This window comes from Cystobacter fuscus, assembly GCF_002305875.1.
GTDB lineage: Bacteria > Myxococcota > Myxococcia > Myxococcales > Myxococcaceae > Cystobacter > Cystobacter fuscus_A.
Genome location: NZ_CP022098.1, coordinates 10,244,185 through 10,256,802 on the forward strand (window position 1 = coordinate 10,244,185; position 12,618 = coordinate 10,256,802).

Annotated in this window: 7 protein-coding genes and 1 pseudogene; 6 read left to right on the top strand and 2 right to left on the bottom strand. The window is 70.5% G+C overall.

Annotated features, from left to right (window positions below):
• Nucleotides 1-62: 62 nt before the first annotated feature.
• Nucleotides 63-1,376 (top strand): hypothetical protein, encoded by a 1,314-nt coding sequence (locus CYFUS_RS54160; RefSeq protein WP_157758958.1) that lies wholly within the window; start codon nt 63-65, stop codon nt 1,374-1,376.
• Between the two features lie 13 nt (nt 1,377-1,389).
• Here the strand turns inward: CYFUS_RS54160 and CYFUS_RS41450 are convergent, their stop codons facing one another.
• On the bottom strand, nt 1,390-3,225 hold the full coding sequence (locus tag CYFUS_RS41450) for a DUF7594 domain-containing protein (RefSeq protein ID WP_095990228.1): 1,836 nt from the start codon (nt 3,223-3,225) through the stop codon (nt 1,390-1,392).
• Nucleotides 3,226-3,405: 180 nt separating this feature from the next.
• Here CYFUS_RS41450 and CYFUS_RS41455 point away from each other — a divergent pair, with 180 nt between their 5' ends.
• The 5 genes and pseudogenes from CYFUS_RS41455 to CYFUS_RS54725 form a co-directional block, all read left to right on the top strand.
• Nucleotides 3,406-4,758, top strand: coding sequence for a peptidase MA family metallohydrolase (locus CYFUS_RS41455; protein ID WP_095990229.1), 1,353 nt, complete (start codon nt 3,406-3,408; stop codon nt 4,756-4,758).
• Between the two features lie 127 nt (nt 4,759-4,885).
• Entirely contained in the window at nt 4,886-9,190 is a 4,305-nt protein-coding gene (locus tag CYFUS_RS54165; protein ID WP_157758959.1) for a DUF6982 domain-containing protein, read from the top strand.
• 163 nt (nt 9,191-9,353) lie between these two features.
• On the top strand, nt 9,354-9,932 hold the full coding sequence (locus CYFUS_RS41465; RefSeq protein WP_332468320.1) for an isoprenylcysteine carboxyl methyltransferase family protein: 579 nt from the start codon (nt 9,354-9,356) through the stop codon (nt 9,930-9,932).
• A 12-nt stretch (nt 9,933-9,944) separates the two neighbouring features.
• The gene (locus CYFUS_RS41470) at nt 9,945-11,054 is read left to right on the top strand and encodes an NAD(P)/FAD-dependent oxidoreductase (RefSeq protein WP_095990231.1); all 1,110 of its coding nucleotides are present in this window, start codon (nt 9,945-9,947) and stop codon (nt 11,052-11,054) included.
• Between the two features lie 253 nt (nt 11,055-11,307).
• A pseudogene (locus CYFUS_RS54725) lies at nt 11,308-11,436 on the top strand (hypothetical protein); the annotation flags it as partial.
• 273 nt (nt 11,437-11,709) lie between these two features.
• On the opposite strand, the gene CYFUS_RS41480 reads toward CYFUS_RS54725, so the two are convergent.
• The gene (locus CYFUS_RS41480) at nt 11,710-12,357 is read right to left on the bottom strand and encodes a YceI family protein (protein ID WP_095990232.1); all 648 of its coding nucleotides are present in this window, start codon (nt 12,355-12,357) and stop codon (nt 11,710-11,712) included.
• Between the last annotated feature and the right edge of the window lie 261 nt (nt 12,358-12,618).

The following is a 12,618-nucleotide window of genomic DNA, read 5'->3' on the forward strand; positions in this document are numbered from 1 at the left end:
AACCCCAGACTTGGCGATTGGATGCTCCATGAGCAGCTTGCGCCCACGGAGGGGAAGGCATCATGGGGCGATGGCACGGGGCATGGGCGCTGGGCATCTGTCTGGCGTTGATCGGGTGTGGTTCCTCCACTCCACCTCCGTCCCCGGAGACGCCAGGAAATGGCGAGCGGACAGGCCCCCCGCCTGGCACGGGCCCGGGCACACCGTCTCCCACGCCCGATGGCTCCACGCCCCCCGACGGAGGCGGCGCCCCGCCGGATGCGGGAAGCCCTGCCCCGACGGATGGCGGCACTCCCGCTCCAGATGGAGGCACGCCTCCTGGAGACGGCGGCACGCCGTCACCCCTGGAGGCCGAGCCTTCACTGCCGCCGCGGGCCTGCATCCCGTGGACGTACACCACGCCTCCGGTGCGGGCGACGGCCTGCGAGGTGTCCTCCGAGTTCGCGGATGGCACCACCCAACGCGCCCGGTATGACGCCGACAGCCGTCCGCTGGAGCTGCGCACCTCTACCGCCACGGGAGCGCTCGCCTCGGTGGAGACCCACACCTGGCGGAACGGGCTCGAGCTGCTCCGCCGGGTGGACTACCCGGATGGGCGGTTCGAGCAGACGGAGTGGACCTACGACACGCAGCGCCGGCTCCTGCGGCGGGTCATGACGGGATGGAACTGGTACGGCACGAACTCGGTCGACATCACCTATGACACCCAGGGCCGCATCTCCCAGGTGGTCGGCCACTACAACACCCTGGTCATCACGAGCCACTACACGTACGACGCGGCGGGCCGGCTGATCTCCATCGACAGCGACGAGCGCTGCGGCGGGGATGAAACCCGATGCGCGACCTTCTCCTACTGGCCCAATGGCCAGCTCAAACGCCATGACTGGTCGACGGCGGGATACGCCACCTACTTCGATGAGTACGACGAGGCCGGCCGGCTCATCCACTCCGTCTCGGAGTTGAGCGCTGGCGGGAGCGACTCCACGCTGGCCTACGACTCGTCAGGCCGCCTCATCCGCGTGAGGAAGGTCTCCAGCACGTTCACCACCTCGAGCGAGTCCCTCACCACCACCGTCCACGATCCGGCGGGCTGGCGCGAGCGGTTCGCGGAGGATGTCTTCCATCGCGGTGACTGCCAGATCGGTGCCTGCGAGGACTACTGGACCCACCAACGCGTCACCCGCCGCACCACCCTCATCTGTGGCACCCCGATCGTCGCGCTCGACGAGTGGGACAGCAACGAGGACGGAGCGGTGGATGCCCGGCGCACGCACGTCCGGGACGCCACGGGCCGGCTGGTGCACGAGGAGTACTCGGGCACGCCGGGCCTGGATGCGGGGCCCGTGCGCCGCGACTTCCGCTACGAATGTCCCTGAGCCCCGGGGGGCGTCAACGGTTCACGTTGGCGTTGTACAGATTGCCGCCCCCCGTGCGGACATCGTCGTGCGCTGTCGTCCCCACCGCCGCGCTCGTGGCGTACACGACGTAGCCCGGCGAGTCGTCCAGATCGACGACGTTGCCGGAGAAGGCGTTGTTCTCGCCCGTCGCGTACCCGGTGCCATGCGTGCGCACCTGGAAGGCATCCAGGACCTTGGCATTGCCCTGACGGAAGCCCCGGTTGTCGCGCACGACGGTGTTGACGCCCTTGACGTCCACGAAGCTGTCCGCGCTGTTGTCGCCGGAGATGCCCGCGCCCTGGAAGGTGCAGCCCTCCACGAGCGTGCCATCGGCGCCTTCCTTGATGTCGATGTGCTCCGCGGTGATGCCTCCGGCGAACTCCACGGAGCGGATGACATTGCCGATGACGACATGCTCGTACGAGGAGCTGGCGTCGGAGCCGACATAGGCGCCTTCGCCATATCCGGGCTGGTACTTGCCCGTGTCGTGGATTCGCGAGGACTCGAGCGTGTTGTAGGAGCTGCCATCCCGGAAGTGGACGCCTTCGTCCCCGATCGTGTGCACCTCGAGCCCGTGGAGCAGGTTGCGGTTGCCGTTGTCGATGATGATGCCCTTCTGCGCGGTGGTGACGCGCAGGTCGCGGATCTGCCAGTAGTCCCCCGTCAGGTGCAGGCCGTAGGAGCCATCGTTGACCGCGGTGCCCTGGAGGGTGGCCGGCTGGCTGGGATCACAGCTGCGCAGGACGATGGGCTGGGCGGACGTCCCGCTCTGGCCCGAGTAGAACAGGCCCTGTCCCCCCGGATCTCCGCTGTTCTTCCGATCGCCCGTATAGGTTCCCGGAGCGAGCAGCAGGACGGACCCCGGAGCCGCGGTCTTCAGGGCCGCTTGAATCCGGGCCGTCGAGTCCAGGGCGTTCGCGCACGAGGACGTGCCGCCGCTCGAGGTCGTCACGGTGACGGGTGCGCTGCTGGCCGAGGTATTGCCCGCCGCGTCCTGGGCCTGGAGGAAATAGGTGTAGGAGGTCGAGGCGGCGAGGCCCGTGTCACTCGTCGAGGTGCCCGTGACGTTCTTCAGGAACGCGTTGTTCCGGTAGAGGGCGTAGCCGGTGACCCCCACGTTGTCCGAGGAGGCGCTCCAGCGCAGATCGATCTGACCGCTGGAGACCCCGGTGGCCGTCAGGTTCGCGGGCACCGAGGGCGCCTGGGTGTCCACCGTACCACCACCGCTCGGGGTGAGCTCCAGCTGCGGCACGTTCGCGCTGCCTTCACTGCTCACCAGCGTCGTGTACTTGCCCACGGTCTCCTGCAACACGAAGGACACCGTGCCGTCCCCACCCGCCTGCGCGTTCACGTAGGACGTGACGTCGAGTTCGTAATACTTCGCGGTCGTGTTGATCGCCACGTCTGCCACCAGCGCGCCCACGGCCGGCTTGTTGCTCCAGGTGAGGGAGGACTCCGACCAACCATCCGTTGTCTGGAAGGCCTGGAGCGTCGTGTTCGAGGACGCGCTGCCATGGACTCTCAGCCGGGCACTCGAGACCCCGGTGATTCCCGTCAGCTTGAACTTCACATAGGCATACCGGCTCGCGCCCGGATCGTTCTTGATGGCCAGCGAGGTGCTCGCGCCATAGTTGGAGGCGGCGTTGGATTCATGGACATGGGCGTCCTCCGACGGCGTCAGGGTCGTGAGCGCCCGCCGCGCCGTGTCCAGGGGCTCGGCCTGCTCCCCGGGCTCCCCGCCGCAGCCCGCGAGCGCCGTGGCCAGTCCCGCGAACAACAGCCACCGCCCGCCACGCCCTCGCGTCTTCCCATGCTGGTCCCTGTTCATGAGGCTCCCTTCCTTCGGTTCGAGCAAAAGCAGTTTAAGCCGACTTAAGCCCAAAACCCGATGAAGGGAAGACATGTCCCCGGGTCCTCGAGGGACTACCTGCGAGAGCCTGCCGGATGACCCACCTGGGAGGACTTCCGGCTCGCCCGGGAGAGCGGGCTCGGCCATACTGCGCCGTGAATGCGTGCCCTGTTCCTCTCCGCCCTGCTCTCGGCCGCTCCCCCCACGCCGGCGCAGGCCCAGAAGCTCGCCGCCCAGGGCAACTGGGATGAGCTGTACCTGGCCTGGGCCGCGGTGAAACCCAAGACCCACTCCCCCGCCGAGCGCCGCACCATCGCCACCGCCCTGCTCCAGGGATGCGAGACCCTCGCCGGCTCGGACGCCGTCATGGCGTACTCGCTCGCCGAGCGTGCCGTGAACTTCATGGAGACGGTGCCGGGCCTGCGCTGCCTGGTCCGCACGGCGCTCGTCACCGACCAGCGCGGCGCCGCCGAGGAGGCCCTGCGCCAGGGACTGGAGCACTTCCCCAAGCAGGGCTACTTCGGGCTGGAGCTGGGCCGGCTGCTGCTCGAGGACAAGGACCCGGAGGGTGCGCTCGCGGCGCTGCGGCGCGTTCCCTCGCGCGCCCCCGAGGCGCCCCAGGCCCGGGCCCTGCTGCAGAAGGCCCTCGCCTCGGCGAACGAGGAGAACGAGGCGCGAGCCCAGTTGCGCGCCATCGAGCGGCGCTTCTCGGGCGAGGAGGAGACCCCACCCTCGCGCCCGGCGTCCACCTCGGGGCTCGCCTTCGCCTCCAGCGTGGGCGAGGACGGCATGCGCACGCGCGCCAACAGCCGCTTCATCGTGAAGTACTTCAACAACGCGCGCGACTTCGGCCAGCGCGCCGACTACGAGGGCCGCATCGTCGCCGCGCTCGACGAGGCGCGCCACCACACCCGCCAGGTGCTCGGCGAGGCGCGCGAGACGCCCGTCGACGTCGTCCTCTACACCCGCGAGGAGTTCCGCACCCACCAGGGCGCCGCCCTCGCGCGCGCCGTGGCCGGCCTGTACTCCGCGGGCGCCATCCGCATCAACGACGCCGCCGAGCTCACCCCCCAAACCAAGGCCACCCTCGTGCACGAGTACGTGCACGCCGTGGTGGATGACCTCGTGGGCGCCGACGCGGGCGGCCAGCCCATCCCCGTCTGGCTCAACGAGGGGCTCGCGGAGTACGTGGAGTGGCGCTACCTGGGCAGCGACAAGCCGCCCTACTCGCTCACCAACCGCCTGCGGGGCGCGGCCCAGGCCGGTCAGCTTCCCTCGCTGTCGCGGATGGCGGGGCAGGCCCTCATCCAGCAGGGTGATCCGGCCCTGGCCTATGGCACCTCGGGCATGGCGGTGCGCGAACTGTTGAGTCAGGGAGGGCCCGGCCGGCTCCTCGGCCTCATCCGTCAGGTCGGCCAGGGCGACACCTTCGAAGAGGCCCTCCAGCACCAATACGGCCGGAGCGTGACGCAGTTGGACGAAGCGGTGAAGGCGGCTCTCTCGCGGAGGTAACAGGCAGGCGGAATCCGCGTTCGTGAAGTTTACCCCCCTTGCCGACTCTCCTAGACTCGCGCGCGGAAATTTCTTGCTTGGCGCTGTGACGGGAGAGCCGGCTCTCCGGTTCGCAGCGAGGTGACGGATGTCCGACACGAGCGTGGCGATGAGGGAGTTTCGCTTCCTGGACGAGAAGCGGACGCAGGGGAGTCTTTCCCCCGCGGAACAAGCTCGATGGACCGAGCTCCAGGGATTCCTGGGCGGCCAGGGTGCGTCCACGCAGCCCGCGGAGGCCGTGGACTACGCGCAACAGCCCCAGGGCTACTACGGCGATGATGGCCAGTGGTACGCCTACCCCGCTGGCTACGATCCCCAGCAGCCCCAGGGCTACTACGGCGCCGATGGCCAGTGGTACGCCTACCCCGCTGGCTACGATCCCCAGCAGCCCCAGGGCTACTACGGCGATGATGGCCAGTGGTACGCCTACCCCGCTGGCTACGATCCCCAGCAGCCCCAGGCCTATGATCCCCAGGCCTACGCGCAGCAGCAGCCCCAGGGCTACTACGGCGATGATGGCCAGTGGTACGCCTACCCCGCTGGCTACGATCCCCAGCAGCCCCAGGCCTATGATCCCCAGGCCTACGCGCAGCAGGACTCGGACCACACGACGCCTTTCGCCCAACCCCTCTCGGCCCAGGACGCCCAGGCCGGGAACGATGCCGTCCTCGAGGCCCCGCCCACCGACGAGCTGACCGCGCTTCCGCTCGAGTCCGAGCCCCAGTCCCTGGATGGGGCCCAGCCCGCCGACGATGTCTTCGAGGTGGCCGACACCGACCTGACGCCCGTCAGCGAGGCCATCAGCATTCCCGAGCCTGTCGAGACGGTCGACATGAGCGACTGGGAGGACACCACCACGCCCTCGGCGACCGCGCTCGCCTCCCCGCCTCCGACTCCCGCTCCCGTGAGGGGCGCCTCGGAGCCCATCCAGGAACTGGGTGAGGACGACTTCTCCTCGCTCAACACCGACACGGACCCCATCCCCGTCTCCTCCCCGCCGCCCGTGCACGAGGAGCTGCTGGCTCAGCCCCAGACCCTCGACATCCCGGCCACGGACGTCTCGGTGCTCGACACCGCGGACGGTCCGCTCCAAGCCGAGCCGATGTTCGCCGAGGAGCCCATGGCCCCCGTCTCCGAGGAGTGGGCCTCCGCGCCGCTCGCGGTGGATGGCGCCGCCACGGCCCCTCCGCCCACCGAGGACGCATGGGATGCCAGCGCGCACCGCTCCTTCGATGCCACCTCCACCGAGGAGGCCCTGAGGGACGCGGACCGGATGGAGGTCACCGCGTCGTACGCGCTGCCCGCCTATCAGGAACCGCAACCCTACCCCGCGGAGACCCCCGCGGCCGACGAAGCGCCCACGTTCGATGTCTCCGAGCTCGAAGCCGCTCCCGAGCCGGCCCCCACGGACGCCTCGCTGGAGACCCCGTGGGAGACCGCGCCGGAGGTGGCACCGAGCAGCGCGCCCGTCGAGCAACCGCCCTCCGCGCAGCTCTCGGCGGAGCCCGAGTCCACGGAGCAGCCCACCTTCGACGTGGCCGACCTTGGCGCCGAGATGGAACCCGCTCCGGCCGCCATGGAAGACCCGGCCGATTACCGCCCGACCACGCTGGAGCTCAATCCAGTGCAGGTGGGACCCGATCTGGTGGCGGACACCGTCCAGGTCGCCGACTCGTTCAACCCCGAGGCCACCCAGCCGTCGGACTGGGGCACGAGTGAGCAGACGTTCGACACGGGCCATCCGGGAGACCCCGTCCCGCTCACCAGCGCCTCCGACTACCTGGGACACAACACGCGGCACGCCGACGGCACGGTGTCCGACGAGCCGGTGCCGCTCGAGGCGGACATCCGCTCGAGCTGGATGAGCAACGACCTGGACCACGGCACCGCGGAGCCGCTCCAGTTGCAGAGCGCCGCGGACTTCATGAACACGCCGGAGTTCATCTCGGCGAGCGCCACCTGGGGTCATCGGCCGGAGAGCGAGCAGCCCGTCCAGGAGACCCACGCCGCCGAGGAGCCGTATGGCTACGGCACGGCGTACGACGGCAACGGGTCGAGCGACGCCGCGGGCTGGGGCACTCCGAGCGACGTGGCCCCGGCCACCGAGGCCCAGCCCGAGTGGTCCACTCCCGCCAGCGAGTCGGCCCCCATCGAGGCCCAGCCGGAATGGGCCGCTCAGCCCGAGGAGGCCCAGCCGGTGCTGGAGGCCCAGCCCGAGGAAGCCCAGCCCGTCATGGAGGCTCAGCCCGAGTGGGCCGCTCAGCCCGAAGAGGCCCAGCCGGTGCTGGAGGCTCAGCCCGAAGAGGCCCAGCCCGTCATGGAGGCTCAGCCCGAGTGGGCCACTCAGCCCGAAGAGGCCCAGCCCGTCATGGAGGCTCAGCCCGAAGAGGCCCAGCCCGTCATGGAGGCTCAGCCCCAATGGGCCGCTCAGCCCGAAGAGGCCCAGCCGGTGCTGGAGGCCCAGCCCGAAGAGGCCCAGCCCGTCATGGAGGCTCAGCCCGAATGGGCCGCTCAGCCCGAAGAGGCCCAGCCGGTGCTGGAGGCCCAGCCCGAGGAAGCCCAGCCCGTCATGGAGGCTCAGCCCGAGTGGGCCGCTCAGCCCGAAGAGGCCCAGCCGGTGCTGGAGGCCCAGTCCGAGTGGGACGCCCAGCCTGAGGCCCAGTCCGAGTGGGCCGCTCAAGCGGAGGCCCAGCCGGTGATGGAGGCCCAGTCCGAGTGGGGCGCCCAGCCTGAGGTCCAGTCCGAGTGGGGCGCCCAGCCCGAGGAAGCCCAGCCCGTCATGGAGGCTCAGCCCGAGGAAGCCCAGCCCGAGTGGGCCGCGCAACCGGAGGCCCAGTCCGAGTGGGGCACCCAACCCGGGGAAGCCCAGCCCGTCATGGAGGCTCAGCCCGAGGAAGCCCAGCCGTGGGCCGCGCAGCCGGAGGCCCAGCCGGTGATGGAGGCCCAGTCCGAGTGGGGCGCCCAGCCGGAAGCCCAGCCCGAATGGGGCGCCCAGCCGGTGATGGAGGCGCAGCCCGAATGGGGCGCTCAGCCGGAGGCGCAGCCCGAATGGGGCGCTCAGCCGGAGGCCCAGGCCGAATGGGGCGCCCAGCCGGTGATGGAGGCCCAGCCCGAGTGGAGTGCCCAGGGCGAGTGGGCGAGCGCCGAGGCCCAACCCGGCATCGGGGCTCAGACGGATTGGTCGGCACCCGCCGACCCCTACGCGCCCACTGGCACGCATTCCGACTGGAGCGCGTCAGCGGAGGCCCAGCCCGCCGCCGAGGCTCAGCCCGAGTGGGCCACGCCCGCGCCCGAGCCACTCCCGGGCCAGGACTCCGCCCACTGGACGGAGCCCGCGCAGCCCGAGTGGTCGACGGATGGCACCGCCTCGCAGTGGGGTGCGCCGGGCGAGCAGGCTCCGGCTCCCTCCGAGTGGGCGGCGTCGGAGCCCGCCTCGGGGACGGCCACGCCTGAATGGAGCGCTCCCGCCGCGGAGCAGGACTCCACCTGGGCCAGCCCCATGCAGAGCGAATGGAGCGCTCCCGCCGCCTCCGAGTCGTGGGAACAAGCCCAGGAGAGCGCCGCGCCCGCCGAGCCACCGCCGCCCGCCGAGCCCGACCTCCCCGTCATGGAAGCCGAGCCCGAGCCAGTGCGTCTGGCCACGATGGACTTCCAGGAGATCGATCTCTCGGATGAGGTCGAGGAGGCTCCGGCGGTGGCGCCGACTCCCGTCGCGCCTCCGCCCGCCCCCGCGCCCGTGCCCAGGGCTCCGGCTCCCGCTGCTCCGGCACCGCGAAGCGTGGCGCTCCCCAAGGCGCCTCCGCCCGCGCCCGTGACGCCTCCGCCCGCGCCCGTGACGCCTCCGCCCGCGCCCGCGCCGCTCCCGAGGGCCCAGACCACTCCACCGGTCTTCGCCATTCCGACCGCGCCCGCCGCTCCAGCCGCCCTCGTGCCCGGCTCTCCGCCGCCGCGAGCCTCGCGACAGGCCATGGCGACCGTGACGACCCCGCCAGCGGCCCAGGCCGCCGTGGCTCCCCTCAATGCCTTCATCGCGGGCGAGCACCGCGTCATCATCCACACGGTGGAGGGACAGGTGAAGCGAGGCGCCATCCGCGACGTGGACCTGCTCGACGCGGCCATCCCCCTGGAGCAGCAGGCCGGCTTCGCCCCCGAGTCCATCGCCATCCAGCGCGTGAAGGCCATCTTCTTCATGCTCGCCACGGGCAGCCGTCCCCCTCAACCCGAGGGACAGAAGATCCGCGTCACCTTCAACGACGGCCGCCAGGTCGCGGGCTTCTCCAACGACTACCAGGGCACGGGCCAGGGCTTCTTCGTCATCCCTGCGGACACCCGTACCAACACCTCGCGCATCTTCATCTACCGCTCCAGCGTGCAGACCGTCGCCGAAGGTTGAGTTCCACTCGGAGTCCACCCCGAGTGGGTGCGTGAGAGGACCCGCGGACCTATCTTCCCCGCGGGCGCTCGACATCCAGGACGCCCTTGAACCAACGGCCCCCTGGAACCTCCGGGTTCCAGGGAGGCCGTTTCCTCTTGGAACGGGTGTGACTGCGATGGTGATGTCCGATTCCGCACGGGCCTGGCTGCTCTTCCTGGGGTTCATCCTGGTCGAGCGCCTCTTCGAGCTCGTCCTCTCCGCGCGCAACGCGCGCCGGGCACTGGCCCAGGGAGGCCGGGAGGTCGGGCAGGAGCACTACCGGGTGATGACGGTGCTCCACACGGCGTTCCTGCTGGCCTGCGCGGGCGAGGTGCTCGTCTTCCAGCGGACCTTCCCAGGGGTGCTGGGGTGGGCCGCGCTCGTGGGAGCCGTGGCGGCACAGGCGCTGCGCTACTGGGCGATCTCCACGCTCGGCGAGCGCTGGAACACGCGCATCATCTTCATTCCCGGGGCGCGGCCGGTGACCTCCGGCCCCTACCGCTTCGTGCGCCATCCCAACTACGTCGCGGTCATCCTGGAGATGGCGTGCATCCCCCTCATCCACGGAGGCTACCTGACGGCCCTCCTGTTCTCGGTGGCCAACGCGGTGCTGCTCTCCGTACGCATCCGCGCGGAGGAGGCGGCGCTCGGCGCCGAGTACCAACGGGCCTTCCAGGCACGTCCCCGCTTCATTCCCGGAAGCGCCCATGAGCCGCGCTGAGGCCGCCGCGCCATGACGAAGACGGACGTGGCGATCGTGGGCGGAGGACCCTCGGGGCTCGCGGTGGCCATCCACGCCGCGCGTCGGGGAATCTCCACGCTCCTCTTCGAGCGGCAGGGACTGCCCCGCGACAAGGCCTGTGGGGAGGGGTTGATGCCCGCGGGCCTGCGCGAGCTCGAGGCGCTCGGGGCGCGCGCGCACCTCACCCCGGCCGACTGTGCCCCCATCGTGGGCATCCGCTACCTCCAGGAGGATGGCACCTCGGTCGAGGGCCGCCTGCCCTCGCCCGGTGGGCTCGGCATCCGCCGGCTCGCCCTGGAGATGGCGCTGGAGCGCGTGGCCCGGAACGTGGGCGTGGAGATCCGCGAACACGCCCAGGTCACCACGGTGGATCGCACGTCCGAGCGCGTACGGCTGACGACCGCCACCGGAGAGCAGGTGGAGGCACGCCTGCTGGTGGCCGCGGATGGACTGGCCTCGCCACTGCGGAGGGACCAGGGCCTGGACATGGAGTCGAGCGCCTCGGCGCCCAAGCGCTATGGCCTGCGCCAGCACTTCCGGATGAAGCCCTGGACGCCCTTCGTGGAGGTCCACTTCGCCCAGGGCGTGGAGGCCTATGTCACGCCCGCGGGTGGCGAGCGCGTGGGCGTGGCCTTCCTCTGGCAGGACGGAGGAATACAGGGGCACATCGGCTTCGCCGAGCTCGTGCGCCACTTCCCCGCGTTGCGGGCCCGGCTCGAGGGCGCGCCCCCGGACTCCTCGCCACGAGGCGCGGGGCCCCTGGAGCGCGGCGTGCGCGCCCGGAGTCTGGACCGCTTCGTGCTGGTGGGAGACGCGGCGGGGTACGTGGATGCCATCACCGGCGAGGGGCTGACGCTCGCCTTCCGCTCCGCGGCCGAGCTGGGACGGCGGCTGCCCGAGGTGCTCGCGAATGGGGCGTCGCGCACGTCGCTCGCCGGCTATGAGCGGGCGGTGCGCGCGCCCTATCTCCGCTACGTGTTCTTCACCCGGCTGCTGCTCACCCTGGCGCGGCGTCCCGGGTTGCGCGCCCGGATCATCCGCCAGCTCGCTCGCGTGCCGCCCGTCTTCGAGTGGATGCTCCACCAGGTCATCGAGCCGTGAGCGCGCGACCGCGCGGGGCCACTAATAGCCGTGCGTCGGAGAGCCGGGACCGGCCTCATTGAGCCAGCGAGCCAGGGCGAGCGCGCTCGGCTCGTCGAGCAGCGTCTCGTAGGAGGGCATCGCCGTGTTGGGGAGAAACTTCTCGGGGGTGCGGATCCACTTCGCCAACATCTCGGGGGACTTGTGGGGAGCCGTGAGGATCTTCCCGTGGTAGCGGGCACCGGGCGCGTGACACACCGGGCAGCCGAGCTTCGTGAAGAGCGCCGCGGGGTCCACCGGGGGCTTGGCCGCCTTGGCGGGCGGGGTCTTGCCAGGAGCCTTCTTGCCGGGAGTCTTCTTCTCGGGCGCCTTCTTCTCGGGTGCCTTCTTCTCCGGCGCCTTCTTCTCGGATGCCTTCTTCTCCGGCGCCTTCTTCTCCGGCGTGCCCTGCGTTGGGGCCTCACGGGCCTCGGCGATGCGCTCGCCTCCGCCCCACAGGGCACAGGTGGCGATCAAGGCACCAGCGAACGCGCGCCAGCGCGACGCTCGCGAACATCTCGTGTTCATCATGAAACACCACGATGCCTCATCCCGGGGCATGAGCCAAGGAGCCCCAACGACGACGGGGCCCCGTTACCAGGGCCCCGCCGGGTGCTGCGCCGGACTTCGCCGGGAACTACTTCGTGGTCTTGGCGGCGGGGGCGGCGGGGGCAGCGGCCGGAGCGGCAGCGGCCTCCTGCTTCTTGTTGATCTCCAGGTCGATGGTGATGGAGACCTCCTCACCCACGGCCACGCCGCCCGTCTCGATGGCCGAGTTCCAGGTCAGGCCGAAGTCCTTGCGGTTGATCTTCGTGGTGGCCGAGCCACCGCGCTTGAGGTTGCCCCAGGGATCCTTCGACTCGGTGGTGAAGCCCTCCACGTCCAGCACCACCGGCTTGGTCACGCCGTGCAGGGTGAGGTCGCCCGTCACCTTGAGGTTCTTGCCGGCCTTGGCGATCTTCGTCGACTTGAAGGTGATGGTCGGGTACTTCGCGGTGTCGAAGAACTCCGGGCTGCGCAGGTGCTCGTCGCGCTTGGGCTCGTTGGTGTTGACGGTGGTGGCGTCGATGGTCGCCTCGATGGTGGACTTGGTCAGGTCCTTCTCATCGATGTTGGCGCTGCCGGTCACCTTCGAGAAGGCGCCGCGCACGTTCGACACCATCATGTGCTTCACGGAGAAGGCCGCGCTCGAGTGGCCCGAGTCGATGACGTACTCGGTGGCGGAGGCGAGCGAGGGGGCGGCGAGCACGAGGGCGGCGACGGCGGACTTCATGAACATCTTCATGGTGTATCTCCAACTGGGGGCACGGACGAAAAGCGGCTCAGCCGCGCAGCTCGAGGCTGCGCATGGACGAGCCCGCCTGATGAAAACCCTCGAATACGGGGGATGACCCGGTCCTCGGGGAGGGTGGCACCGAGGACGAAGAACAGGGACGACACGTGTTCGGCACTCAGATGCGCGAGCCGGCGATCCGGTGCATCGTTCCAGCACCGCGCGCCCGTGGACACGAAGAGCGCTGGGGCCACTGCCCCTCCCGCCACCTCG

Coding starts and splice junctions, on each gene's coding strand:
- CYFUS_RS41455 (WP_095990229.1), top strand. CDS start 3,406: ATGCGTGCCCTGTTCCTCTCCGCCCTGCTCTCGGCCGCTCCCCCCACG.
- CYFUS_RS41450 (WP_095990228.1), bottom strand. CDS start 3,225: ATGAACAGGGACCAGCATGGGAAGACGCGAGGGCGTGGCGGGCGGTGG.
- CYFUS_RS41465 (WP_332468320.1), top strand. CDS start 9,354: ATGTCCGATTCCGCACGGGCCTGGCTGCTCTTCCTGGGGTTCATCCTG.
- CYFUS_RS54165 (WP_157758959.1), top strand. CDS start 4,886: ATGTCCGACACGAGCGTGGCGATGAGGGAGTTTCGCTTCCTGGACGAG.
- CYFUS_RS41470 (WP_095990231.1), top strand. CDS start 9,945: ATGACGAAGACGGACGTGGCGATCGTGGGCGGAGGACCCTCGGGGCTC.
- CYFUS_RS41480 (WP_095990232.1), bottom strand. CDS start 12,357: ATGAAGATGTTCATGAAGTCCGCCGTCGCCGCCCTCGTGCTCGCCGCC.
- CYFUS_RS54160 (WP_157758958.1), top strand. CDS start 63: ATGGGGCGATGGCACGGGGCATGGGCGCTGGGCATCTGTCTGGCGTTG.